Source organism: Aeromonas sp. 160P (assembly GCF_055193095.1).
Window position 1 is genome coordinate 2,823,379 of the sequence record NZ_JBUXKV010000001.1, and the last position, 24,534, is coordinate 2,847,912.

At 56.8% G+C, this 24,534-nt stretch carries 20 protein-coding genes and 5 tRNA genes; 10 read left to right on the top strand and 15 right to left on the bottom strand.

Going from position 1 to position 24,534, the window contains the following annotated elements:
* Window positions 1-27: 27 nt before the first annotated feature.
* On the top strand, window positions 28-963 hold the full coding sequence (gene prmB, locus ACY8FN_RS13310) for a 50S ribosomal protein L3 N(5)-glutamine methyltransferase (RefSeq protein ID WP_042024068.1): 936 nt from the start codon (window positions 28-30) through the stop codon (window positions 961-963).
* Window positions 964-975: 12 nt separating this feature from the next.
* A complete protein-coding gene (gene aroC / locus ACY8FN_RS13315) occupies window positions 976-2,064 on the top strand; it encodes a chorismate synthase (protein WP_463100258.1) in 1,089 nt (362 codons plus the stop codon).
* A 113-nt stretch (window positions 2,065-2,177) separates the two neighbouring features.
* Here the strand turns inward: aroC and ACY8FN_RS13320 are convergent, their stop codons facing one another.
* Complete coding sequence (locus tag ACY8FN_RS13320) at window positions 2,178-3,005, bottom strand: substrate-binding periplasmic protein (RefSeq protein ID WP_463100259.1); 828 nt, start codon at window positions 3,003-3,005, stop codon at window positions 2,178-2,180.
* 351 nt (window positions 3,006-3,356) lie between these two features.
* Between ACY8FN_RS13320 and ACY8FN_RS13325 the strand changes: the two genes are divergently transcribed.
* Window positions 3,357-4,751 (top strand): DEAD/DEAH box helicase, encoded by a 1,395-nt coding sequence (locus tag ACY8FN_RS13325; RefSeq protein WP_042023806.1) that lies wholly within the window; start codon window positions 3,357-3,359, stop codon window positions 4,749-4,751.
* 297 nt (window positions 4,752-5,048) lie between these two features.
* Here ACY8FN_RS13325 and kup read toward each other — a convergent pair whose 3' ends face one another.
* From kup to ACY8FN_RS13340, 3 genes are all read right to left on the bottom strand, one after another.
* Window positions 5,049-6,917 (bottom strand): low affinity potassium transporter Kup, encoded by a 1,869-nt coding sequence (gene kup, locus ACY8FN_RS13330; protein ID WP_463100260.1) that lies wholly within the window; start codon window positions 6,915-6,917, stop codon window positions 5,049-5,051.
* Between the two features lie 635 nt (window positions 6,918-7,552).
* A complete protein-coding gene (locus ACY8FN_RS13335; RefSeq protein WP_463100261.1) occupies window positions 7,553-8,473 on the bottom strand; it encodes a hypothetical protein in 921 nt (306 codons plus the stop codon).
* Window positions 8,474-8,628: 155 nt separating this feature from the next.
* Window positions 8,629-9,438: a class I SAM-dependent methyltransferase gene (locus ACY8FN_RS13340; protein ID WP_463100262.1), complete on the bottom strand. Its 810-nt coding sequence runs from the start codon at window positions 9,436-9,438 to the stop codon at window positions 8,629-8,631.
* A gap of 792 nt (window positions 9,439-10,230) precedes the next feature.
* On the opposite strand from ACY8FN_RS13340, the gene ACY8FN_RS13345 reads away from it, so the two are divergent.
* From ACY8FN_RS13345 to fdhD, 6 genes are all read left to right on the top strand, one after another.
* Window positions 10,231-10,845, top strand: coding sequence for a 4Fe-4S binding protein (locus tag ACY8FN_RS13345; RefSeq protein ID WP_042023801.1), 615 nt, complete (start codon window positions 10,231-10,233; stop codon window positions 10,843-10,845).
* Window positions 10,846-10,967: 122 nt separating this feature from the next.
* Window positions 10,968-13,112: a formate dehydrogenase subunit alpha gene (fdhF, locus tag ACY8FN_RS13350; protein WP_101324494.1), complete on the top strand. Its 2,145-nt coding sequence runs from the start codon at window positions 10,968-10,970 to the stop codon at window positions 13,110-13,112.
* An 82-nt stretch (window positions 13,113-13,194) separates the two neighbouring features.
* A complete protein-coding gene (locus ACY8FN_RS13355; RefSeq protein ID WP_303843713.1) occupies window positions 13,195-13,629 on the top strand; it encodes a hypothetical protein in 435 nt (144 codons plus the stop codon).
* Window positions 13,626-14,048 (top strand): hypothetical protein, encoded by a 423-nt coding sequence (locus tag ACY8FN_RS13360; protein ID WP_101347195.1) that lies wholly within the window; start codon window positions 13,626-13,628, stop codon window positions 14,046-14,048. The genes ACY8FN_RS13355 and ACY8FN_RS13360 overlap by 4 nt, the downstream gene beginning before the upstream one ends.
* A 469-nt stretch (window positions 14,049-14,517) precedes the next feature.
* A complete protein-coding gene (locus tag ACY8FN_RS13365) occupies window positions 14,518-16,650 on the top strand; it encodes a sigma 54-interacting transcriptional regulator (RefSeq protein ID WP_463100263.1) in 2,133 nt (710 codons plus the stop codon).
* Complete coding sequence (gene fdhD / locus ACY8FN_RS13370) at window positions 16,647-17,519, top strand: formate dehydrogenase accessory sulfurtransferase FdhD (RefSeq protein ID WP_463100264.1); 873 nt, start codon at window positions 16,647-16,649, stop codon at window positions 17,517-17,519. The genes ACY8FN_RS13365 and fdhD overlap by 4 nt, the downstream gene beginning before the upstream one ends.
* Window positions 17,520-17,677: 158 nt before the next feature.
* On the opposite strand, the gene ACY8FN_RS13375 is transcribed toward fdhD, so the two are convergent.
* The 7 genes from ACY8FN_RS13375 to ACY8FN_RS13405 all read right to left on the bottom strand — a co-directional run bounded on the left by ACY8FN_RS13375 (window position 17,678) and on the right by ACY8FN_RS13405 (window position 20,109).
* Window positions 17,678-17,754, bottom strand: a tRNA-Val gene (locus ACY8FN_RS13375).
* A 37-nt stretch (window positions 17,755-17,791) separates the two neighbouring features.
* Window positions 17,792-17,868 (bottom strand) — tRNA-Val (locus tag ACY8FN_RS13380).
* A gap of 70 nt (window positions 17,869-17,938) precedes the next feature.
* Window positions 17,939-18,015: transfer RNA gene (locus ACY8FN_RS13385), tRNA-Val, on the bottom strand.
* A gap of 18 nt (window positions 18,016-18,033) precedes the next feature.
* Window positions 18,034-18,110: transfer RNA gene (locus ACY8FN_RS13390), tRNA-Val, on the bottom strand.
* Window positions 18,111-18,123: 13 nt separating this feature from the next.
* A tRNA-Val gene (locus tag ACY8FN_RS13395) sits at window positions 18,124-18,200 on the bottom strand.
* Between the two features lie 175 nt (window positions 18,201-18,375).
* On the bottom strand, window positions 18,376-19,755 hold the full coding sequence (locus ACY8FN_RS13400; RefSeq protein WP_101347197.1) for an MATE family efflux transporter: 1,380 nt from the start codon (window positions 19,753-19,755) through the stop codon (window positions 18,376-18,378).
* A gap of 147 nt (window positions 19,756-19,902) precedes the next feature.
* A complete protein-coding gene (locus ACY8FN_RS13405; protein WP_042023783.1) occupies window positions 19,903-20,109 on the bottom strand; it encodes a YaeP family protein in 207 nt (68 codons plus the stop codon).
* A gap of 132 nt (window positions 20,110-20,241) precedes the next feature.
* Between ACY8FN_RS13405 and ACY8FN_RS13410 the strand changes: the two genes are divergently transcribed.
* Window positions 20,242-20,859 (top strand): riboflavin synthase subunit alpha, encoded by a 618-nt coding sequence (locus ACY8FN_RS13410; protein WP_463100265.1) that lies wholly within the window; start codon window positions 20,242-20,244, stop codon window positions 20,857-20,859.
* 181 nt (window positions 20,860-21,040) lie between these two features.
* Here the strand turns inward: ACY8FN_RS13410 and ACY8FN_RS13415 are convergent, their stop codons facing one another.
* The 4 genes from ACY8FN_RS13415 to purT all read right to left on the bottom strand — a co-directional run bounded on the left by ACY8FN_RS13415 (window position 21,041) and on the right by purT (window position 24,494).
* Window positions 21,041-21,709 carry a hypothetical protein gene (locus ACY8FN_RS13415; RefSeq protein ID WP_463100266.1) on the bottom strand — a complete coding sequence of 223 codons (669 nt, stop codon included), beginning with the start codon at window positions 21,707-21,709 and terminating at the stop codon, window positions 21,041-21,043.
* 344 nt (window positions 21,710-22,053) lie between these two features.
* Window positions 22,054-22,257, bottom strand: coding sequence for a CPXCG motif-containing cysteine-rich protein (locus ACY8FN_RS13420; RefSeq protein WP_049049438.1), 204 nt, complete (start codon window positions 22,255-22,257; stop codon window positions 22,054-22,056).
* Between the two features lie 271 nt (window positions 22,258-22,528).
* Window positions 22,529-23,188 carry a hexitol phosphatase HxpB gene (gene hxpB / locus ACY8FN_RS13425; protein WP_463100267.1) on the bottom strand — a complete coding sequence of 220 codons (660 nt, stop codon included), beginning with the start codon at window positions 23,186-23,188 and terminating at the stop codon, window positions 22,529-22,531.
* Window positions 23,189-23,315: 127 nt separating this feature from the next.
* Entirely contained in the window at window positions 23,316-24,494 is a 1,179-nt protein-coding gene (gene purT / locus ACY8FN_RS13430) for a formate-dependent phosphoribosylglycinamide formyltransferase (protein WP_463100268.1), read from the bottom strand.
* Window positions 24,495-24,534: the final 40 nt, after the last annotated feature.

The window sequence follows — 24,534 nt, forward strand, 5'->3', positions numbered from 1 at the left end:
CGGATATTACTCGACTTGGAGGTGGATTTGGACAAGATATTTATCGATGAGGTGGTTGCCGAGATGCACACCATCCAGGACATGTTGCGTTGGGCCATGAGTCGTTTCAACGACGCCGGGATTTTCTACGGACACGGAACCGACAACGCCTGGGATGAGGCTGTGCAATTGGTACTGCCCGCGTTACATCTGCCACCGGATGTAGACCCGGCCATGCGCCACTCCCGTTTGACCAGCAGCGAGCGCCATCGTTTGGCGGAGCTGATCATTCGTCGGGTACAGGAGCGGGTGCCTGCCGCCTACCTGACCAACAAGGCCTGGTACGCCGGCTGGGAGTTTTATGTCGATGAACGGGTGCTGATCCCGCGCTCGCCGATTTCCGAAATGGTGGCTAACCGTTTCGCGCCGTTCCTCAAGCATGAGCCGACCCGCATCATGGACTTGTGCACCGGATCCGGTTGCATTGCCATCATCATGGCCCACGAGTTCCCGGAAGCCGAGGTTGATGCCATCGACATCAGCATCGATGCGTTGAACGTGGCCGAGCGCAATATTGACGATCACGGGGTGGAGCAGCAGGTTATTCCGATCCGCTCCGATCTGTTCCGCGATCTGCCAGCCGGTGACAAGTACGATTTGATTGTCTCCAACCCGCCTTATGTGGACTCCGAAGATATGTCGGATCTGCCGGAAGAGTTCCGTCACGAGCCTGAATTGGCACTGGCGTCGGGCTCTGACGGCCTGAAACTGACCAAGCGCATGCTGGCCCATGCCGCCGACTTCCTCAAGGATAACGGCGTGCTGGTGGTCGAAGTAGGCAACAGCATGATCCATCTGGAAGCCCAGTTCCCCGAGATCCCCTTTACCTGGGTTGAATTCGAGAACGGCGGTCACGGGGTGTTCGTGATGACCCGTGAAGAGCTGGTGCAGTATCAGGATCATTTCGCCATCTACAAGAACTAAGCAGGAGCACGCATGGCAGGGAACAGTTTTGGTCTTCTCTTTCGGGTCACCACCTTTGGCGAGAGCCACGGTCTGGCGCTGGGCGCCGTGGTCGATGGCTGCCCACCGGGGCTGGAGATAAGCGAAGCGGATCTGCAGGGGGATCTGGATCGGCGCAAGCCGGGCACTTCCCGCTACACCACGCCGCGCCGTGAGCCGGATGAGGTGAAGATCCTCTCCGGGGTGTTCGAGGGCAAGACCACCGGCACCTCCATCGGGCTGCTCATCGAGAATACCGATCAGCGCTCCAAGGATTACTCCGACATCAAGGATCTGTTCCGGCCCGGCCATGCGGACTACACCTACCACCAGAAGTATGGTCAGCGCGACTATCGTGGCGGCGGTCGATCTTCTGCCCGTGAGACCGCGATGCGGGTGGCGGCAGGGGCCATTGCCAAGAAGTACCTCAAACAGGTGCATGGCATCGAGATCACCGGTTTCCTCTCCCAGCTCGGCCCCATCAAGGCCGAGGCGTTCGACGCGGCGCAGATTGAGCAAAATCCCTTCTTCTTCCCCGATGCGGGCAAGCTGGAGGAGCTCGATCAATACATGCGCGACCTGAAAAAAGAGGGCAACAGCATAGGTGCCAAGGTGCAGGTCATTGCGCGCCATGTGCCGGTGGGGCTCGGTGAGCCGGTGTTCGATCGTCTCGACGCCGACATCGCCCATGCCATGATGGGCATCAATGCGGTGAAAGGGGTGGAGATCGGTGACGGCTTCGCGGTGGTGGAGCAAAAAGGCTCCGAGCACCGCGACGAGATGACCCCGGCGGGCTTTGCCAGCAACCATGCGGGCGGCATTCTGGGTGGCATTTCGTCTGGTCAGGATATTGTGGTGAGCATGGCGCTCAAACCGACCTCCAGCATCACAGTACCGGGCAAGACCATCAATACCGAGGGTGAGGCAATCGAAATGATCACCAAGGGTCGCCATGATCCTTGCGTCGGCATCCGCGCGGTGCCCATCGCCGAAGCCATGCTGGCGCTGGTATTGATGGATCACCTGCTGCGCCATCGCGGCCAGAATCAAGGGGTGTTAACTCACACCCCGCAGCTGCGCTGATCGGTGCTGCTGCCTATCGGCTGATCACCCCCTGTTCGGGGTTCCGGTTTGATAACTAACACAAAGGCGACCTTCGGGTCGCCTTTGCTATTTCCGGGGGACGGCTTACTCCGTCAATGTTTGCGGAGGGTGCGGGTCAGCAGATCCGCAGCCCCCGGATCGGCATTGAGGCGACAGCTGGGTGGCGAGAACTTGCTGTGGGGTTTGGGCAAGGCGTGAATGGCCTCGTTGACCTTGAGGAGCTGTTCTTCGCTCACGCTGTTTTTGGCAAACATCAGGCTGACCGGTTGGTGGTGCAGCAACAACTGGCAGCTGATAAACCGGTCGGCCCCCAGTTGGGCCAGCCGATAGTGGGCATATTGCCACTCCATGATGACGCCATCGAGACGACGGGCCAGCAGCAGATCGATAAGTCGGTCATCGGCATTGTATTCGGTCGCCATTTTAAGCGCCGGGCAGCTATCCATCTGATGCATGGGGCGGGTACCCCGCAACTTGCCGATCTTTAGCCCTTTCTCGTTGCACAACGCGGCCAGATTATCGAGCTTGTCCCAGCGATCCTGATGGCCGGGGATGGGGTTATTGCTCAGCAGTACATAGGCGCTCTGGCGGTAGGGTGCCGAGAAGCGGGCATAGCTCTGGCGCTCAGGCAGTGGCAGGGCGGCCATCGCCACATCCAGCTGATCGTGCTCCACCAGATGCAGCGCCCGCGCCCAGGGGAACTCACGAAATTTGGGGGTAAAGCCCGCCCGTTGCAAAATCTGGCGGGTCAGGCTGACATCCAGGCCATCGAGTTGCCCTTTGTCATCTATCTGGCTGAAAGGGGGCCAGTGACTCCAGGCCACCGTCAGGGATGGATCGGCCTGCAGCGTCGGGGCCAGTAGTAGTAACAAGCTCATCAGGGTAAGCCTGCGACCATGGGGAAAACATCGCGTGGTCATCGCTAAACCTCATTATTTTGTTGTGCTATCCCGAGCCTCTGCCTGCCGCTCACCATGGCTGCGGGGGCAGATATTAAGTTGTCAGTTAATAGTGTGGTGCTTGTGTCACCGATTAACGGGATTATTCGGGAGGCTGCAGAGGACTTTTCTGTTCGTGCTGGGAGGAATGTCACATTTTTCTCGTTTATCCCGGGCAACTCCGTTAGACTGCGCCTCTATTCTTTCCCCTTTGCTCTGCTCCCCGGGGAAATCGTTGTTTTCTCAATAGGCCCAGACTTGTGAGATGGCATCGGCTCAGCAGAGGAGCCCCACCACAACGTTATCCGGCGCCACTATCCCTAGCAGGTATCTATGAGTTTTACTTCCCTCGGTCTGTCCGAACCCTTGTTGCGTGCTGTTGCCGAGCAAGGCTACGACACCCCGTCTCCCATTCAGTTGCAAGCGATCCCCGCCGTTCTGGCTGGTCGTGACCTGATGGCGGCGGCCCAAACCGGGACCGGCAAGACCGCAGGCTTTACCCTGCCGATGCTGCAACGTCTGATGGAGAGCAAGCGCCGGGTTTCGCCCAACCGCATTCGTGCGCTGGTGTTGACTCCGACTCGCGAGCTGGCTGCCCAGGTCGGCGAGAGCGTGCGTAACTACGGCAAACACTTGCCGATGCGCAGCCACGTTGTCTTTGGCGGCGTCAGCATCAACCCGCAGATGATGGCAACTCGCCGTGGTCTGGACGTGCTGGTGGCCTGCCCTGGCCGCCTGATGGATCTCTACAACCAGAATGCCGTCAAGTTTGACGAAGTGGAGATCCTGGTACTGGACGAAGCGGACCGCATGCTCGACATGGGCTTTATCCGCGACATCCGCAAGATCCTGGCACTGATGCCGAAACAGCGTCAGAACCTGCTGTTCTCCGCGACCTTTGCCGAAGAGATCCGCGAGCTGGCCACTGGCCTGCTCAACAACCCGGCGGTGATCGAAGTTGCCCCGCGCAACAGCACTGCCGAGCGTATCGAGCAGCTGGTGCACCCGTGCGACAAGGCCAACAAGATCGGCCTGCTGAGCCATTTGGTCACCAGCAACGATTGGCAGCAGGTACTGGTGTTCACCCGTACCAAGCACATGGCCAACCGCGTTGCCGAGACCCTCGACAAGACCGGTGTCAGTGCAGCCGCCATCCATGGCAACAAGAGCCAGGGTGCCCGTACTCGCGCGCTGGCCGGTTTCAAAGATGGTAGCGTCAAGGTGCTGGTGGCGACTGACATCGCCGCCCGTGGTCTGGATATCGACAAGTTGCCGCAAGTGGTCAACTTCGAGCTGCCGAACGTGGCAGAAGACTACGTTCACCGTATCGGCCGTACTGGCCGTGCCGGTGCTGCCGGTCACGCCATCTCCCTGGTCGCTGCCGATGAAGGCAAGCTGATTAAGGCGATAGAGCGTCTGACCAAGCAGAACATCCCGTGCGAGCAGGTGGCCGGTTTTGAAGCCTCCCGCGAGACCCTGGACAACATCGCCCGTGGTATCGGCGCGCCGCTGCGCAAAGAGCCTCGCGATCCCAGTGAAGAGCGTCGTGCGCCCCGTCCGCAAGGTCAGCGTCAGGGTGCAGGTCGTACCTCTTCCGGTGCTAACGCCGGTGGCGCGCGTACCGGTAACGGTGGCAAGCCCAAGCCGCAAGGTGGCCAGCGTCCGGCTGATGGTGCTGGCAAACCGGCGCAAGCCCGTCGCCCCCGTCGCTCCACTCACAACCAGTAAGCGGCTCGGGAGCCTGGCTCCACAGCTGTATGGTTGATCTAAAAAGCCCTGCCAATCTGGCAGGGCTTTTTGTTTTTGTCGCACACCGGCTGTGGGTCAGTGGTATCAGCCCTGCATATGGCAGCCGCCTTGCCACACCTGCGGTACGCTACCAGCACCCCTCGCGGGAGAAGGGGTGGGGATGAGGGTGAAGGTGAAGGTGAAGGGGGAACATCCCCGTGCCTAACCGTAAAAAGAGAGGGAGGCCAAAGCCTCCCTCTCTTTTTGTTGGCGTTCTTTAGGCCAGCAAAAATGCCATCAGATATCCACCTGCGAGCCCAGCTCGATCACCCGATTGGGTGGGATCTGAAACTGATCCGGGGCGCGCAGGGCGTTGCGTTGCAGCAGCATAAAGAGCTTGCCGCGCAGGTAGATGTACCAGGGGCGCTCCTTCATGATCAGCGACTCGTGGGCCATAAAGAACGAGGTCTCCAGCATCCGGCAGCTCAACCCCTCGGCGTTGCAGCGCAGGAAGATATCCTCCACGTTGGGGGTCTCGCGCCAGCCGTAGCTCGCCACCACCCGCCAGAAGGTGGGGGAGAGCTGCTCGATGCAGACCCGTCGCACATTGTGGACGTAGGGCACCTCTTCCACCCGCAGGGTGAGCAGGATGATCCGCTCGTGCAGCACCTTGTTGTGCTTGAGGTTATGGAGCAGCGCATGGGGGATCACATTGACCACCCGCGACATATAGACCGCAGTACCGGCCACCCGGGTCGGCGGGGATTTTTCCAGCGAGGCGATCATTGGCTCAAGGGAGTTGCCGTGCTCGTTCAAGCGGCGAATAAGCTGGAAACGCTCGCTCTTCCAGCTGGTCATCAGGGTGAACATCACCGCCCCCAGGGTGAGTGGCAGCCAGCCACCGGACCAGATCTTGGCGAGGTTGGCGGCAAACAGCGGCACATCGATGGCCAGCAGTGCGGCGAGCAGGGCGGCCACCAGATAACCGTTCCAGCCCCAGCTGTTTTTCGCCACCGAGCAGAACAGGATCGAGGTGAGCACCATGGTGCCGGTCACCGCGATGCCATAAGCGGCCGCCAGATTGCTGGAGTGCTCGAAACTCACGATCACAATCACCACCGAGATATAGAGCAGCCAGTTGATCACCGGAATATAGATCTGGCCGGATTCCAGTTCGGAGGTGTGAACGATGCGAATGGGTGAGAGATAACCGAGCCGCACTGCCTGTCGGGTGAGGGAAAATACCCCGGAGATCACCGCCTGCGAAGCAATGACCGTCGCCATGGTCGCCAGCACCAGCAGCGGCAGCAGCGCCCATTTCGGCGCGAGCAGGAAGAAGGGGTTGGCAATGGCGGCGGGGTTATCGAGCAGCAGCGCCCCTTGCCCGAAGTAGTTGAGCACCAGTGAGGGCAGCACCACCATAAACCAGGCGCGGCGGATCGGCTTTTTGCCAAAGTGGCCCATATCGGCGTAGAGCGCCTCCACACCGGTGATGGCCAGCACCACGGCGCCGAGGGCAAAGAAAGAGGCGCCCTGATAGGTCATAAAGAAGCGCATCGCCCAGACGGGGTTGAGCGCCGCCAGCACCTCGGGGTTGTGAATGATGCTGCGCAGCCCCAGCAGCGCCAGCGTCGCAAACCAGATCAGCATGATGGGGGCAAACAGCTTGCCCACCATGGCAGTACCGTGTTTTTGAATGGCAAATAGCAGGGTCAGCACCAAGACCGAGAGCGGCACTATATAGGGGTCGAGGGAGGGGGCGACCAGCCGCAGCCCCTCGATGGCCGACATCACCGACATCGCCGGGGTGATCACCACCTCCCCATAGAAGAAGCTGCCGCCAATCAGGCCGAGGATGATCAGCAAGGGGACCAGCTTCTCTGGCGTATTGCGGGTGGCCAGCGACATCAGGGTGAGAATGCCCCCTTCACCGGCGTTGTCGGCCCGCATCACAAAGGAGAGGTACTTGACCGACACCACCAGGATCAGCAGCCAGAAGATCAGCGACAGAAAACCGAGAATGGAGGCGGGTTCAACGCCAAACCCGAATTGCCCTGACAGGCACTCGCGCAGGGTGTAGAGCGGGCTGGTGCCGATATCGCCATAGACCACGCCAATCGCCGCCAGCATCACGCCGGACATGGCTTGTTGTTTATCACAGTTCATGAGTTCATCTTGTCAGTTTGATGTTTACACGTTTGCCAACGCACAGGGGCCCGACATATCAGCAAAATAGTGATATTTAATCGGGATAGAATTAATGGCTTGCGATGGGAAAGGGGACTAACCGAATGGTGATCTGCTTGTCATGGAACACAGTCTGTTCATCTGCTGTTAAGCTTATAATGACACACACTCTGCGGGACTATGCTCAGTTATAAATAATCAAAAGTTCAATTTGAGTAAGATTATTAATCTTCCGGCGATTGAAATAGACCACGACAACGCCGACAACCGTTTGCTTTATCTGCGGATCTTTTTTGGCCGCTATTTTTTATCGAAGCGGCTGAAAAACAGACGATAAAATGCTGACTAATAAATGGATGGTGAGGTGGATAAAAAGGCTGGGGTAGGGTGGTAATCGAGTCTTTATTTGATGTGCGAGAGGGAAGGGGTGACGGAAACGTAACGTGGCCGTCACAACAGCAGCCACTATCAAGTAAAACGAGAGTGGATATATAGGTAGGGTGCAATGAACGAAGTGAATTGCACCACTCATTAAATGCGTAAGAGTAGAGGTGCAATGCGCTGCGCTGCGCTTATTGCACCCTACGCTGATATATGTCGGTGGGGCCGTACCATCATTTTTGTGAGCTCAACTCATCACACTTTCTTGTTTGATACTCAGCCACTCTTATTAATTCAGCCGTATGCTCAGGGTATTGTTTCTGAAAGAAACAGAGAGTATCTGCTAACGTAATCTGGTGCAGATTAACGCTGCTGTTAAAAACCAACGACCGTATTTGTTCTATAAACGCATCAGAGGCATGATGGGTGGCGCACAAGCCCCACAAATTTAAATCAAGTTCATCTTCAGGATCTGCAAGGGGACTGTTGGCTTGTAAATAGAGATTACCCAGCATGGCGTCATATTGAGCATCAGATAACGAGGTTTTGCAACGAACTATCCAGGCAAGGGTGATCAGGTTATGGCCAAAAAAACCGGGCTGCTGCAGGCAGGCGTGCAATACATCCTCCAATGCTACCGAGTGTGAAGTTTTAATGGTCTCACCACTTTCTTTCATCTCTTCATGAGGGAAAGTGGCCGTGACAAATTCCGTGACCCGATTTAAAAATGCAGGCACCCACTCGGGAGGAAGGATGTTGTAGACCTCATTAAGCGCCAGCAAAATGGTGACATTATGGGATAAATACTCAGGCTTTCTGGTCGCCTTGGCGATATAGAATGCAAAGATATCGTGAAAGCCGCACTCGGCATGCCACTGGGAAACAGCCTGATAGGCAGCGGGATAGATACCACGCGCCAGAATCCTGAGTCTGCGAATATCGGGAAAAGCGACATGCTGCACGTGCTCGGTGAGCACTGTTGAAACCTGCAACCCATCCTTGGCAATCAATTTACCGGTTTGTTGCCACAAGGCTTCCGGTTGCCCAAGGTGCTTCGCAAGAAAGTGAGCCGATAAATAGGCTTTCAGTGCATGTGGCTGGTGAATAACAGCACTGCTGTGTACGGATTTTTCAAGTAGCTCCTGAGATGTCATTTATCCTCCATGAATTCAACGTGCTCCTTAAGGGGCTGGCAAAGCATAACCAGCAAACTCAACAGTCGTAGGGTGCAATGAACGAAGTGAATTGCACCATTGATAAACACCAACGATAGAGGTGCAATGCGCTACGCTTATTGCACCCTACGGTACTATGCAGATGGTCGCTTCATATTTACGACATATGCATATCTGTCTCCCCCATTTTTTTTGATACTTTGGCAAAACTTTAACTCCAATTTTTCGCTCAACCCCTTTTCGATTAAATCAAGAGGGTTTACTGGAGTAACCAAAAGAGCGTGTTCTTCGGTACCAACTTTTACACTGTACTCTGGGTATTTTGCTGTGTATTCTGGCTCGATATCTGCAATTATTAGTGAGCCATTTGGCTTTAATAATGAGGCCGCTTTTTTTAAATCAAATGGATATGGAAGTGATGTAAGAACAAATGAAACAACTATTGCATCAAATTGCTCCTCACATGAGCGCATGAATTCATCTAAATCACAGGTCATGGCAGTGTGATTGAAATCTGCCATGACAACATTTTTCTCAAATGTAGTCTTCATTTCTGGGGTTGCATCGACATAATTCCACGTGACATTTTTACGACTAAAAAAATGAGCAGCAACATTAATCCCAGTTCCACCACCTAAGTCTAGAATACTTGCATGTTCAAGACCATCTATTGCACGTTTCAAATGTTTAACTGTATTAATATGTGATTCTTTTAGGAATTGAGTGTTACGTTTATCATAGTCATTGGCAATTTTCCCATAGAAACAAGATGCTTGATCACGCTGATATATTTTACGCTTTTTCTTTTCTGGTGTAATAACAGTAAACAAAGCAATCGCACTACCTATCGAGACAATCAGGGGCTCATAGCTAAATTCTGCTATTGCCCATATTATTGAGAGGAAAAATGCTAATACTGACAACGCCTTGATGATATTTTTCACTGTGTACTCTACTTATTAAATTAGTGGAATGAATTCCATATGAACACTTCTTTATAGCAAGCTATTTTCAAGAAGGTTATAAAATCATATGAATTTAATTAAGTTGCACTATAAATATACAATATATATTCTGAAGTATGCATAGAGGATTAATAATCCTCCTTTAGTCAGTATTTTATTTTGGTTTTTATAGTTGCATTCAGTCATTTTCAAAATTCCAGGCTGCTATTTTTAATCTGCGCGATTTGATTACGTAGCCTCATGTAAAACGACCCCAACGAAGCTGGTTGCCAAGTGGCACATAGTAACCGGATAGATGAAAAACTGAAGGGGCAGGTGCCTAAAACCCGTTCTGGTTCAATAAAATGGTCACTAAAGGGCGATTTATTGTTCGGTTTGGCTTGATGCAGCTGGGCTGGCGCGACAGTAAAACCAAACAATAAGCCACACCGGCATCCTCTCCGATTAAGCCTTTTATCCTCCCGATAATCAGACGGGGCAGGGGAGTGACAGCCGGTGTCGAGCTCGTCACTTTTGTCGTGTCGATCACAGTTCTGCGAGTCGGTCGTCATCGTCACTGGCCTGAAAATTTCTGTTCTCCATTCGCATTACTCCTTTAACTTCAGTATCTTGCGAATTTTATTTCGCTCATTCCCGTTTTTGGTCTGATAAATGCTTTGTGGGTGAGCCGGCTGTATCGTCGCTGTGCGAGTGTGGGCCCCCCGGGGTTAGCACTTGGCCACACCGGGCGATGCCAGTGCGGCAGTAACGAAACATTTAGGATCCCTCTCTATGAACAGCTTCGTGATTGCAGATCCCAGTCTTTGTATTGGGTGTCGTACCTGTGAGGTGGCCTGCGCCGTTTCACACCAGTCAACGTCCTGCACGGGTACCGTTGAGCGGGAGGGCGGCCTGCGTCTTGCCATCGAGGATGGACATCTGGTCTCCAAGGACAGCTATTTTCAGCCGCGCCTGAAGGTGATCGTCGGCAGCAAGGTGACCACGCCTGTGCTCTGCCGCCAGTGTGAAGACAAGCCGTGCGCCGTGGCCTGCCCCAACAATGCCATCGTGACCGAAGATGGTTGCATCAAGGTGTTGCAGGAGCGCTGCATCGGCTGCAAATCCTGCGTGGTGGCCTGTCCTTACGGTGCCATGGCGGTGGTGGTGAAAGAGGTGGCGCCCGCTGCCGGTGCGCTGTTCAAGCGCCCGCAGACCAAGGCGCAAGCCTTGAAGTGCGATCTCTGCCGTCACCGTGAAGCGGGCCCGGCCTGTGTCGAGGTGTGCCCGACCCAGGCGCTGCGTCTGGTGACCCCGGAGTCGCTGGGCGAGCTGAATCGCCAGAAGCAGCTGGCCAGTGCCGAGGCGATGGCGGTCTGCCAGCGCCAGCCGGTGTTGGCACAGGGTTGAGGCATCAGAGTAGCGTGCGCATTTGGTCCTTGCTGGCTCTGGGCGCCGTCTGTCAGCCGTTTCTTGTTAAAGGCCTTTTAGCGTTAACCGCCTTTTACCGTTAACAAACAAGAGTGTGAGTCATGAAAAAAGTCATTACCGTCTGCCCCTATTGCGGCACCGGTTGCAAGATCAACCTGCTGGTTGAAAACGACAAGGTGGTGGGGGCCGAAGGCGCCAACGGCCGGACCAACGAGGGGCAGCTCTGCCTCAAGGGTTATTACGGTTGGGATTTCTTGAACGACACCAACCTGCTGACCCCCCGTCTCAAGAGCCCGATGATCCGCCGCGAGCGCGGTGGCAAGCTCGAATCCGTCTCCTGGGATGAGGCAATCGGCTTTGCCAGCAGCCGTCTGGCTGCCATCAAGGCGACCTACGGTGCCGACGCCATCATGACCACCGGCTCTGCCCGTGGCCCGGGTAACGAAGCCAACTATGTGATGCAGAAATTTGCCCGCGCAGTGCTGGGGACGAACAACGTCGACCACTGCGCGAGGGTGTGACACGCACCCTCAGTCTCCGGTCTGGAGACAACTGTAGGCAACGGCGCCATGAGCAACGCCATTCCCGAAATTCAAGAGACCAAGTGCCTGCTGGTGTTTGGTTACAACGCTGCTGACTCTCACCCCATCGTCGCCCGCCATATCCTCAAGGCGAAGGCGAACGGGGCCAAGGTGATTGTGTGTGATCCCCGTATGGTGGAGACCGCCCGCATCGCCGATCAGTGGCTGCCGCTCAAAAACGGTTCCAATATGGCGCTGGTTAATGCCTTTGCCAACGTGTTGATCAGTGAAGGGCTCTACAACAAGGAGTTCGTCGCCAACTACACCGAAGGGTTTGACACCTTCAAGGCGACAGTCGCCAAGTACACTCCGGAATATGTCGAGGGGATCACTGGCCTCAAGGCCGCCGATATCCGCGCCGCCATTCGCACCTATGCCGCGTCGCCTGCTTCCATGATCCTGTGGGGCATGGGGGTGACTCAATACGGTCAGGCAGTGGATGTGGTCAAGGGGCTGGCGGGTCTGGCGCTGCTGACCGGCAACTTCGGTCGCCGTGGCACCGGTTGCGGTCCGGTGCGCGGGCAGAACAACGTGCAGGGCACCTGCGACATGGGGATGCTGCCGCACCAGTTCCCGGGTTATCAGTCGGTGAGCGATCCCGAGATCAGTGCCAAGTTTGCCAAGGCGTGGGGCGTGCCAGCGCTGTCCCAAAAGCCCGGCTACCGTCTGACCGAGCTGAGTCACAAGGTGGAGGAGGGCAAGTGCAAGGCCTTCTATATCTTTGGCGAAGATCCGGCGCAGACTGAAGCCGATCTGGCCCAGTTCCGCCGCACCCTGGCGGGGATGGATCTGGTGATCGTGCAGGATATCTTCATGACCCAGACCGCCGAGATGGCGGATGTCATTTTGCCCGCCACCAGTTGGGGCGAGCACGAGGGGGTTTACAGCTCGGCAGATCGCGGCTTCCAGCGCTTCTACAAGGCGGTGACACCGCCTGAGAACGTCAAGCCAGACTGGGCAATCTTCTCGCTGATGGCCACCGCCATGGGGTATCCCATGGAGTATCGCGACACCCAACAGATCTGGGACGAGATGCGCGCCCTTTGCCCGCTCTATACCGGGGTCAGCTACGACAAGATAGCGGATCTCAAGAGCGTGCAGTGGCCTTGCCCGACCGAGGATCACCCGGGCACCAGCACCCTGTTCGAGGGGAATGTGTTCACTACCCCGAGCGGCAAGGGTCAGCTGATTGCCGCCGAGTGGCGGGCGCCGCTGGAGCAGCCCTGTGCCGAGTATCCGCTGGTGCTCTCCACCGTGCGGGAGGTAGGGCACTACTCCTGCCGCTCCATGACCGGTAACTGCTCGGCGTTGCAGACCCTGGCCGATGAGCCGGGCTATGTGCAGATCCATCCGAGCGATGCACAAAAGCTTGGGGTGAAGGATCAGGCGCTGGTGTGGATCTCGTCGCGACGCGGCAAGGTGATCACCCGGGCCAACTACAACGATCGGGTCAACGCCGGTGTGGTCTACATGACCTACCAGTGGTGGATTGGGGCTTGTAACGAGCTGACCATCGAGCACCTTGATCCGGTCTCCTACACCCCCGAGTACAAGTACTGCGCGGTCAAGATTGAGCGTATTGAAGGTCAGGCTGAGGCGGAAGTGTACGTCCAGACTGAATACAGCGCGCTCAAGGCGAAATTGCGCAGCGCCGCCAAAGGGTAATCATCGTTAAATAAAGTGGATCCAGGCTCTGTTTACAGGGCCCGGATCCCCTCATCCTTTTTTCAGCTGGCAGGTATCCACCATGAGCCGTGAATTAACGATCTCGTTCGGGATTTTTTATGTTTCAGCCTATTTGTTGGCAATGTTATTGGGGATGGGGTGTTACCTCTGGTACGACGAATTGATATTTCTGCTGGGCTTTGGTTTCTTCGGCTGTTTTATCGCCGCGCGCATCGCCATGGGCGCCGTGCTGGCGGCCCTGAGCGTGCAGTTGGCCTGGCTCGTTGCCTTCCTCTCCACCACGCTGGTCAATACCCTGCTGCTGGGTCTTTCTGCCCTGGTGGTCTATTTGACTCATCAGGTGGTGTCGGTAGACATATCGCAAAATATCAGTTGGTTATTGGTGGCGTTTCAGCTGCTATCAGCTGGCTTTATTTTCGGTGGACTCAAGCTCCATCCGGGCAATATTGGAAAATCAATTTTCGAACAAATCGGTAGTAAGGAGTCAAATATATGAAACGTATTGAAGAGCAAGCGCAACTGCTGGATCTGGAGTATCAGGGCATCGCCCTGCTGTTTGACCAGTTTTGCCAGCGGGCGGGCACACTCGCCAAGCAATACAAGTTCTTCAATTGGCCCGATTACGAGGATACCCCGCCACTGTGCCGGGCGTTCACCCTGTTGGGGGAGACGCGCGAGCTCAGACTCTCTTGTCAGCCAGGCGAGCGGGGAAAACTCAACGGTATCATCCAGATTGTCGATGCAACCGGGCAGGTTCAGGCCAGCCAGGCGTATCGGGCCGATGGCTGTTTGCTGCAGGCAACGGGCCGATTTCTCGATAATCCGCCCGAGCTGCTACTCAAATTGATGCTTGACGCCGTCTGGCAGCCCAGCCTTGTCGAAGGGCAACCTCTCATCGCCAATGAATGCCGCTGACAACCTCACCTCGATGATGCTGATATGCCCCCTGTTGCAGGGATGACACGGGATCTGGTTAGCCACCGGAGCTGTCATCGGGTTCGGGAGACGCAAGACCCGCATTCGGACGAAGGATGGCCCATTCATGGCGGAATATCAGATGGTTGGCTTGGTGCGGGCGCGCGACAACCCGTGACAAAAGGTTGCTGAAAATGACCGCCCACTGGCGATAACGATTCTGATCTGAGTGGAGCGGCGAATAAACGTGTGGAAGGCATCTATCCAGAGCCATGAGTCCACTTATTTGCCCCCATGGTTGTATTGAAAATAGGGCTACCTTATGATTCAACGCTCAATACAATGCTATTCCAATGAGTATTGATTTTTATGATTAAACGTTAATGGACTACGTGTTTTATTGCGACATCTGACGGAGCGCCCCGTCCTTGCTGATGTTTTTCCTGCCTAGCTGTAACGTGAGACCAGAATGCTAAATGTGAGTGCCATTCCTCTGGACGACATCTCTCCCATCTGGGACGACGGTTTCCTCCTGCTCTCCAAATCCCTCTTGTCGGCCGTGACGCTCGATGATTTTATCCACAAACTCAACAAGATAGATGCCAGCTTCGGCGGCGTGACCCGGGTCAATCTGATCCTCAATATGGGCACGAGCGAGGAGGCCACGTTCTGTTTTATGGGGGCGATCGGCCCAAAGCACCTGGTCTTCCCCAAAGCGGAGCTTCATGTTTTCCCTCGTCCTACCCGGGAAACCCAGGAGCAAGCCATCGTTCTTTCAGCCGCCCGCTTTGAGAATCGCTGCCCCGCCCTCGATGCAGCAGGGATTTATGCCGGGCTGCGCTCCTACTGCCAGCTCCCCATTACCACCGCCCGCAGCCATCTTGGTGGAGTCGAGTTTATCAACACCCGGCTCGACAGCTTCACCATGGAGACGCTGGCAAAACTGACCCAGCTGGCGGCCATCGTGGCCATTGCGCTGGAAAACGTGCTCGACAAGGAGCGCACCCTGGAGCAGGCCAACTCCCTGCGCCTTGAACGGGACAGCTGCAAAATTCTGGTGGATGTCACCAATGCGGTGATCAAACTGGTGCGCATCGCCGAGCTGCCCAAGAGCCTGTTTACCATCTTGCAGCACCACTTCGCCATCAGCAGCTTGTGTCTGGCCGAGTACAACGCTACCTCCGACAGTTTCAAAAGCTATCTGGCTAATAACGAGCAGAGTGAGCAGCCGGGTATCATCGATCACTCCTGTTTCGAGCAGAAGTGCCTGCAGGGGGCGCTCGGCCACAGCGAGCCGTTTTTTGTCTATCGCGATCACGGCCACGGCTGCAGCAATCGCTGCCGCTTTACCTCCCAGATCCTGCCGCCGGAAGCCGAGAGTTCCTGCATTTTGCCGCTACGCTATCGGGGCAACCTGCTGGGGGTGTTGATCCTCTCCCACCCGAACGCCGATTTCTTTGCCGATATCGATATCTCTCTGCTGGAGCAGGTGGCGGCGCGCACCGCGATTGCCATGAACAACGTGCAGGCGCAGCAGGAGATCTCCAACACCAACGGTGCCAAAGAGAAGACCATTCGCATCAACGAGCCGCAGATGCAGGGGGAGTTCCCCCATATCATCTACCAGAGCGCGGTGATGGAGAGCGTGCTGGAGAAGCTGCGGCTGGTGGCCGAGAGCGACAGTACCGTGCTGATCCTCGGCGAGACCGGCACCGGCAAGGAGCTGATCGCCCAGGCCATTCATCAACTGAGTGAGCGCCGCGACCACGAGATGGTGAAGGTGAACTGCGCCGCCATTCCCACCGGTCTTATCGAGAGCGATCTGTTTGGCCACGAGAAGGGGGCCTTTACCGGTGCCTTGACCCAGCGCATCGGCCGCTTCGAGCGGGCCCACAAGGGCACCCTGTTCCTCGATGAAGTGGGGGACATGCCGCTGGATCTGCAGCCCAAACTGCTGCGGGTATTGCAGGAGCACGAGCTGGAGCGGGTGGGTAACAGCAACCCCATCGCGGTGGATGTGCGGCTGGTGGCTGCCACCAACTGCGATCTGCTCTCCATGGTCAAGAACAAGCGCTTTCGAAGCGACCTTTACTACCGCCTCAACGTCTTTCCCATCGAGTTGCCGCCCCTGCGCGAACGGCGTGAGGATATCCCGCTGCTGGTCAATTTCTTTATCAAGAAGATCGCCAAGCGGATGCGCCGCACCATCACCTCGATCCCCGCCGATGCCATGAAGATGCTGGTGTCGCTGCCCTGGTACGGCAATATCCGCGAGCTGGAGAACGTCATCGAGCGCGCGGTGGTGATGACCCGTGGCCATGTGCTCAACCTCTCGCCGGACGAGCTGATGCCCCTCAAGGGCTACCACAAGATTGAGACCCTGGTCTATGACGAACCTGCCTCGTCGCTGTTTGCCAACGAGGCCCCCCATGAGGAGCGCGAGGCGATCATCGCCGCCCTGCGCGACTGCAACGGCATCGTGGCCGGTGAGCGGGGGGCGGCCACTCGCCTTGGCATGAAGCGCACCACGCTGCTCTCCAAGATGAAGCGGCTCGGCATCTCGGCCCGGGATCCCGAGATCATCGATGGGGTCGCACCATGAGTGGTGGATCAGATGCCGCACTGCCGGAGGCGAAAGGCGAGCCGCGCCTGCAAAGCCCAGATCAGAGCGAGCTGGCCCGCTGCGCCATCCATCGCGAGGTGGTGCACTACCGCGCCGATACGGTAACCAGCGACAGTGAGATGGCGCTCCCCTCCGAGACGCCGGTGGCGCTGGTCTACAACGGCATCGCCCACAGCGTGATGATGTGTTCGGCCTCCGATCTGGAGGATTTCGCCATCGGTTTTTCCCTCTCTGAGGGGATCATCGACAGCCTGCTCGATATCCACGACATCGAGCAGATAGAGGGCTGTCAGGGGATTGAGCTGCACATTACCCTGGCCAACCGCTGCGTCCATCGCCTCAAAGAGAAGCGGCGCACCATGGCGGGCCGCACCGGCTGCGGTATCTGTGGCAGCGAGAGTCTGGAGCAGGTGATCCGCAGCCAGCCAAGATTGCCCGACAGCCAGCGTCTGGCAGTGGCTCATATCGACAAGGTGCTGACGGCGTTGCGCCCGCTCCAGCTGCTGGGGCAGCGCACCGGCGCCACCCATGCTGCTGTGCATCTGGATGGGGAAGGCAATATTCTCGCCATTCGCGAAGATGTGGGGCGCCATATTGCGCTGGACAAGTTGGTGGGGCATCTGTGCCGCAGTGGTCGGCGGGATGGCGCCATTCTGGTGACCAGCCGCGCCAGCTTCGAGATGGTGCAAAAGTGCGCCAGCGCAGGGGTGGAGATTTTGCTCGCCATTTCGGCTGCCACAGAGCTGGCGGTCGAGCGTGCCGAGCAGACCGGACTCACCTTGGTGGGTTTTTGCCGCCCAGGGCGGGCCGAGATCTACAGCGGCTGCCAACGTATTGTGCTGGCGTGACTGTCGGGGGCGCATAGTAGGGGCATAGTATGGGCGTGGCGGGCCCGAACTGCCGCCACGCCGGGTGATTCAGTTGGCCATCAGGTCACTACTACCCGGCGCAAGTCAGGAGAAGAGAATGCAAAAAGCCCGCTCAATTGAGCGGGCTTTTTAGAATTTGGTGCGTCCTAGTGGATTCGAACCACCGACCCCCACCATGTCAAGGTGATGCTCTAACCAACTGAGCTAAGGACGCAGGGTGCGCAATGCGACTTTTACTGCTTGCAGGGGAGTGGTGGGTTTAATTGGATTCGAACCAACGACCCCTACCATGTCAAGGTAGTGCTCTAACCAACTGAGCTATAAACCCACATCTGCAAACACATTTATTGAATCTTCTGAGCTTTACGTTCAGAGCTTCAATTTTTTCAAACTGAAATTGGTGCGTCCTAGTGGATTCGAACCACCGACCCCCACCATGTCAAGGTGATGCTCTAACCAACTGAGCTAAGGACGCATAAACAGTATTCTGAGATGGTGCGTCCTAGTGGATTCGAACCACCGACCCCCACCATGTCAAGGTGGTGCTCTAACCAACTGAGCTAAGGACGCATCACAGAAAAAGTGGTGGGTTTAATTGGATTCGAACCAACGACCCCTACCATGTCAAGGTAGTGCTCTAACCAACTGAGCTATAAACCCACTCGATGAACCGGGCTGCATACCCGTTTCATATCGCCAGCACTGCTGACGTGGTCGGCATACTACCCATGCCCCCCAAGGCTGTCAACAAGCCATATGCACAAAGCAGACTGTTTGCCCAGTTCTTGTGCAGCCTGTTGATTTTGCAGGCGAGTTGTCGCTTTTCAGGGCTCGGTTACTGGGCCCGCGACAAGCTGGTGCAGGCCTCCGGGGTGGCGAAGCGGCCGTAGATGTAGCGCAATCTTGCCCCCAGCATCAGGGCGGCACTGGTGAGGCCGACGATAAAGCCGATCCAGAAGCCCTGCGGCCCCATCCGCGGCACCAGCCAGTCGGTGAGACCCAGGATCATGCCGGTGGGCAGTCCCAGACCCCAGTAGGCGACGATGGTGACGTAGAAGACCGCCTGGGTATCCTTGTAACCGCGCAGTGCGGCAGCCGCAACCACCTGCACCGAGTCGGAGAGCTGGTAGATGGCGGCGAAGAACAGCAAGGTGGCCGCCAGGGTGATCACTTGCTGGTCATCGGTATAGATGCTGGCGATCTGCTCCCGTAGCAGCACGGTAACCGCCGCGGTGAGTGCCGCGACACTCACCCCCAGTAGCAGACCGGTGCGGGCCGCCACCCGGGCGTGATGGGGCTGACCTTCACCTATGCTGTGGCCCACCCGGATGGTGACACCCACCCCGATAGAGAGCGGCAGCATAAACACCAGACTGGAAAAGTTCAGGGCAATCTGGTGGCTGGCCACGATTTCAGCGCCGAACGGTGCCAGCATCAGCGCCACCACGGCAAACAGGGTCACCTCGCAGAAGATCGCCATGGCGATGGGGAACCCCAAGCGAAACAGCCGCCAGATCCGGCTGCCATTGGGGCGAACCAGCTGGGAGAAGAGGCGGATCTTGCTGAAGTGAGGGGAGAGTTTCACATAGAGGATCATCGCCAGCAGCATGGCCCACAGCACGAGGGCCGTCGCCACACCACAACCTACTCCACCGAGCTTTGGCATGCCGAAGTGACCGTGAATGAAGATGTAGTTGGCAGGAATATTGACCGCCAACCCGACAAAGCCGATCACCATGGTGGGCATGGTGTGGGAGAGCCCCTCGCTAAAGTTGCGCAGCACCTGGAACATTGCAAAGGCGGGCAGGCCCCACAGGATGGCGTGTAGATAACCCGTCGTTTTGGCCGCCATCACCGGATCCACATTCATATGTGCCAACGCCAGCGGGCTGTAGTAGAGGGCGATCATCGCCAGCGGCGTCACCATCAAGGCGAGCCAGAAGCCCTGATGCACCGCCGGGCGGATCTCGTCTCGCTTACGGGCGCCATTGAGCTGGGAGACGATGGGCGTCAGTGCCATGATGATCCCCTGCACCAGCAAAATGATCGGTAACCAGAAGCTGGACGCCACGGAGACCGCTGCCAGGTCCACAGCGCTGACCTGACCTGCCATCACGGTGTCGACGAAGTTCATGGCGACCTGAGCCACTTGAGCGACCAGAATGGGGCTGGCTAAACGAACGAGCTGCTTCGCCTCGGACCAATAACGTTGCACTGACACCTCCGAGTGGATCAGATAAGAGTAAAAAGAGCGGAAATCGGGAAGATCCTTTGCACGTTCGGACGAAGGTGCAAAGGGGGGGGAGGCATTCTAGCCTGAAATTCATCCAGGACGAAATAGTTGCCGCCCCCGAGGGCAGGATCAGGCGTCTTCGTGATCGCTGATCAGCAGGTTGGCAGCGGCATAGGCGGCTTGTTCACGGAGATCTGCGGGCACCCGCTCGTCGGCGGCAACGGCGTTGAGGGCGCGGATGGTGGCGGCAATGGCATTAGGAACATAGCCCTGCTCACCGGAGCCAATCTGGTTATAGGCGATGCGGATCGCTTCGCAACATTGATATACCTGCATTTCTTTTTCCTTGTTTACCCTGATTTGAACGGCGTCACTATAGCGATCGGGCGCAAGCTTGTCAGCCTGTACCCTTGTCTCACCCTCTGCCCGAGGTTAACCTGCCCTTTTTGCCGTAGCAGGAGACGAGAGATGTTCACTGGCATAGTGCAGGGGACCGCCGAACTGGTGGCCATCGAGGCGCAACCCAACTTCCGTACCCATGTGATCCGCATGCCGAGCCCGGCGTGGGGGCAAGGGTTGGCCCTCGGTGCCTCGGTTGCCCACAACGGCTGCTGCTTGACCGTCACCCGGGTCGAGGGGGATCTGGTCAGCTTCGATCTGATGCAGGAGACCCTGCGTCTCACCAACCTCGGCTTGTTGCAGGTAGGGGACAAGGTCAATGTGGAGCGGGCTGCCCGCTTTGGCGACGAGATTGGCGGGCACGCCATGTCTGGCCATATCATCGGCATGGCAGAGGTCACTGGTGTGATTGACACCCCCAACAACCGGCAGGTGTGGTATCGCCTTGCCCCCGCGCTGATGAAATATGTGCTGACCAAGGGCTACATCGGCATCGACGGCATCAGTCTGACCATTGGTGAGGTGCGCGAGGGTGAGTTTTGCGTTCACCTTATTCCCGAGACTCTGGCCCGCACCAACCTCGGTTGGGTCAAGGCTGGCTGGCAGACCAATATCGAGATTGATCCCCAGACCCAGGCCATTGTCGATACCGTGGAACGGGTGTTGGCGGCCCGTGCAGACGGGTAACGCTCACTGCCATTGCGGTTATCACGCAAACAACAAGGGCCTGCACCATGCAGGCCCTTGTTGATTTTTAGGCTTGTTCAATTGCCCTTAACAGCCGCTCGGCTGGTTATGACTCACAACTAAAACAGTTGCTCGTCGTCGGCATCCATAAACAACTACACGTAGTTGCGATAAGAGGTAATTAATTGATGGCAGGTTCTGAGATGAAGGTGAGGAATTGACGACCAATAGTAGTTGTCCGTCTCTGTGCTAGGCCAGAACCGCTCATCGTTCCACCCAACCTCTCAATGTCTACGAGACTGCGAGAATAGAGATCTTTCCATATTTGTTCGAAAACATCCCGACTCTGTCTGATGTTTGGGAGACTATTTTCAAGAACATCGATCAGCCCACCCATAAACATACCTTGGGGAGGGACGGGATTATCTGCCGCTCTCAGCACTTGAAGATGTAGAACGGAGAAAGAGTCGATCCATTCAAAAAACATGTGCTCAAGTGCTTCATCGGGTGATTGCCCTATAGCCACATTCATCACTGCATTACGTAAGGCTTCGCGTTTCTCTTCTTTGTGAGTACGCATAGCAATGGTTGTTGCGTGCAGCACGGCAGATATGAACTCTTCATTTTGTCCAAGTTTTTCGAGGTTGATCCCTTGGTTGCCTTCCAACTCCTGAAGTCTTTCACCAACTTCCTGCATCCACTCACCACGACGACGGTCTAGGGGAGGCTGTATAACATACTGGAACAGTTCTACGGCTGGTCCGCCTATTATTGGTATGACTGAAAGACCAGCCTTCACAATAGCGTGTGCAGCATCACCTTTAGTTGCCTTTGGCGGTTTGAGTGTCATAACGATTGCATTCTCTGGTTGTTGATGGAGTCCCTAGTATGCCAGCGACAAGATCAGTAACCAATCTAGACCTAGGCGATGAATTAACGGAGTGAGTCGGAGTTCTATGTTGCTCACCATATGCGGGTTTTGAGATGGGGAAGGCGACTAGTTATTGCTATTCCCCAATTCAGAATGAACCTATACCGAGCAGAGTGAGATATTTTGTAGAAAATTGCACAACCATTACGCATCACCGTGCGAATCATAAAACTAAAAATCCACACAGATACATTACTTACTGGCTTGTCTCTACGGCATACCATACTGAGGCAGATATTCAGTTAACCTATTGAAAATAGGCGTCAAAACATCTGCTCGTCGTCGGCATCCACAAACAGTTGCAGGCAGTCGCGCACTTCGTCGCGGTGAAGCCGCAGGTGGATCGGATTGCAACAGGCCATGCAATCCTCATAGAACTCCTGATCACCCTGGCTGGCATCCAGCTCGACCCGGGTATGGTGGCCGCAGTGGGGGCAGACGATGCGCTTGCTGGTGTACTCGATCATGATAACCTCCTCGGGCCCTGGGGCCGCCTATCTACCCTGATTCTAGTCGGGCTGCAGAGAGTTAACCGCGAGCAAACGCACGTTTATGACAGAGATCAAGCCTGAGCGATGGCAAGCCGCAACCGGGTGGGCGGGTCCTGTGCGATAGGGGCCATCTGGTGGCGGAACGCGGGTGAAAAGAGGGGGATTGCCAACGTTGTTTGGCAATAACAGGGGGCTGGATGCCCCCCGCGAGTAGGAGAAAGCGTGCGCAACGGGGCGTCGGGAGGCGTTACTTGACCCAGCTGGCCAGCATTTCAGCATTGAGCTCGGCTAGCGAGCTGAGCTGGTAGTTGGCGATGGCCAGACGCGGATCGCCAACTAGAGCAGGATCGGGCACGATCAGCGCTGTCATGGAGGCCGCCTTGGCTGCCAGCAGACCGGTAAAGCTGTCTTCAATGGCAAGACAGTGCACCGGTTCGATGCCGAGCTTCTCGGCCGCGTGGATATAGACATCCGGGTGCGGTTTGCCGAAACGCTCCACCTCGGCGGAGTGAACAGCCATAAAGCGATCGCGAATGCCGAGCTTGCCGAGCACCGCCTCTACCATGGCAAAGGGGGAGGAGGTGGCCAGACCCACTTTCAGCCCGCGCGCTTCGATAAGGTCGAGCGCGTCCAGCACGCCAGCCTTGGCCTGACCTTCACTCAGAATGAGGGCATTGACCCGATCCAGAATACGCTGCATCACCTCTTCCTGGGTCGGGCCGCTCCACGGGCGCAAGCGATACCAGTGGGCGACCAGCTGATCGATGCGCACGCCTATGGTCGATTCACAATCCTCTACCGTGTGGGGGTGACCCAGTTCGGAGAAAACGGCCATCTGGGCCTGTTGCCAAAAGGGTTCCGAGTCGATCAGAACACCATCCATATCGAAGATCACGGCAGCTAACATCTTGTACTCCTGACAAATTTGAAGAGGGGATTATAAGCCTGAGGGGGAAATGCAAAAGGGGCATTGCCATGCCCCTTGCGCCCGATCACATCGGCAAACGTTTGTTTTGCTGTGGCAAAAAAAGCCCTTAGAAAACAACCTCTACCTTGGCAGCGACCGCTTTGGCTTGTTCTACCGCATCCGGGCAATCCGCTGCGCGGGCCAGCGCCACGCCGAGACGACGGCGACCGGCGATCTCCGGTTTGCCAAACAGCCGCAGCTGGGCACCCGGTACCAGCGCTAACGCCTCGCCAATCCCCTGATAGCGGATATTCTGGCTGTGCCCTTCGCGTAGCACCACGGCAGAGGCGCTCGGCCCGTACTGGGTGATGGTGCCGATCGGCAGCCCCAGAATGGCGCGCACATGGAGGGCGAATTCGGAGAGATCCTGGGAAATCAGGGTCACCATGCCGGTATCGTGGGGGCGGGGGGAGACTTCGCTGAACCACACCTCATCGCCTCTGATAAAGAGCTCGACCCCGAACAGACCGTAGCCGCCCAGCGCCTCGACCACCTTGGCAGCGACCTCTTTGGAGCGGGCCAGTGCCAGTTCGCTCATCACCTGCGGCTGCCAGGATTCGCGGTAGTCGCCATCTTCCTGACGGTGGCCGATCGGCTCGCAGAAGTGAATGCCATCGACGGCGCGCACCGTGAGCAGGGTGATTTCGTACTCGAAAGGAACGAATCCTTCGACAATTACCTTGCCACGACCGGCGCGGCCACCCTCCTGAGCATAGGTCCAGCTCTCGTCCAGTTTGGCAAGATCGCGCAATACGCTCTGCCCCTTGCCGGATGAGCTCATCACTGGTTTTATCACGCAAGGCATGCCAATGGCCTCGACCGCGGCGACAAACTCCTCTTTGCTCTGGGCAAAGCGGTAGGGGGAGGTGGGCAGACCCAGGGTCTCGGCGGCGAGGCGGCGGATCCCTTCCCGGTTCATGGTGAGCTGGGTGGCGCGGGCGTTGGGCACCACCTTGACCCCTTCTTGCTCAAGGGCGGCCAGGGTATCGGTGGCGATCGCTTCAATCTCGGGGATGATGAAGTCGGGTTTGACCAGGGCGACCAGTTCGCGCAGGGCGTTGCCATCGAGCATGTCCAGCACGTGAGCGGCGTGGGCCACCTGCATGGCGGGGGCATTGGGGTAGCGGTCGGCGGCGATCACTTCGATGCCGAACCGTTGCAACTCGATGGCGACTTCTTTGCCAAGTTCGCCGGAGCCCAGCAGCAGGGCACGGGTGGCGCCGGGGCGGGTTGCGGTTCCAAACATACGATCTCTCCTGATGTCGATGGTCACTGTTGATAATCGC

Bases quoted from the DNA above. Each gene is read 5' to 3' on its own strand.
- hxpB (WP_463100267.1), bottom strand. From the start codon at position 23,188: ATGTTAGCTGCCGTGATCTTCGATATGGATGGTGTTCTGATCGACTCG.
- ACY8FN_RS13355 (WP_303843713.1), top strand. From the start codon at position 13,195: ATGAGCCGTGAATTAACGATCTCGTTCGGGATTTTTTATGTTTCAGCC.
- ACY8FN_RS13365 (WP_463100263.1), top strand. From the start codon at position 14,518: ATGCTAAATGTGAGTGCCATTCCTCTGGACGACATCTCTCCCATCTGG.
- ACY8FN_RS13335 (WP_463100261.1), bottom strand. From the start codon at position 8,473: ATGACATCTCAGGAGCTACTTGAAAAATCCGTACACAGCAGTGCTGTT.
- ACY8FN_RS13420 (WP_049049438.1), bottom strand. From the start codon at position 22,257: ATGATCGAGTACACCAGCAAGCGCATCGTCTGCCCCCACTGCGGCCAC.
- ACY8FN_RS13360 (WP_101347195.1), top strand. From the start codon at position 13,626: ATGAAACGTATTGAAGAGCAAGCGCAACTGCTGGATCTGGAGTATCAG.
- ACY8FN_RS13320 (WP_463100259.1), bottom strand. From the start codon at position 3,005: ATGACCACGCGATGTTTTCCCCATGGTCGCAGGCTTACCCTGATGAGC.
- purT (WP_463100268.1), bottom strand. From the start codon at position 24,494: ATGTTTGGAACCGCAACCCGCCCCGGCGCCACCCGTGCCCTGCTGCTG.
- ACY8FN_RS13345 (WP_042023801.1), top strand. From the start codon at position 10,231: ATGAACAGCTTCGTGATTGCAGATCCCAGTCTTTGTATTGGGTGTCGT.
- fdhD (WP_463100264.1), top strand. From the start codon at position 16,647: ATGAGTGGTGGATCAGATGCCGCACTGCCGGAGGCGAAAGGCGAGCCG.
- ACY8FN_RS13325 (WP_042023806.1), top strand. From the start codon at position 3,357: ATGAGTTTTACTTCCCTCGGTCTGTCCGAACCCTTGTTGCGTGCTGTT.
- ACY8FN_RS13405 (WP_042023783.1), bottom strand. From the start codon at position 20,109: ATGCAGGTATATCAATGTTGCGAAGCGATCCGCATCGCCTATAACCAG.
- aroC (WP_463100258.1), top strand. From the start codon at position 976: ATGGCAGGGAACAGTTTTGGTCTTCTCTTTCGGGTCACCACCTTTGGC.
- ACY8FN_RS13415 (WP_463100266.1), bottom strand. From the start codon at position 21,709: ATGACACTCAAACCGCCAAAGGCAACTAAAGGTGATGCTGCACACGCT.
- kup (WP_463100260.1), bottom strand. From the start codon at position 6,917: ATGAACTGTGATAAACAACAAGCCATGTCCGGCGTGATGCTGGCGGCG.
- ACY8FN_RS13410 (WP_463100265.1), top strand. From the start codon at position 20,242: ATGTTCACTGGCATAGTGCAGGGGACCGCCGAACTGGTGGCCATCGAG.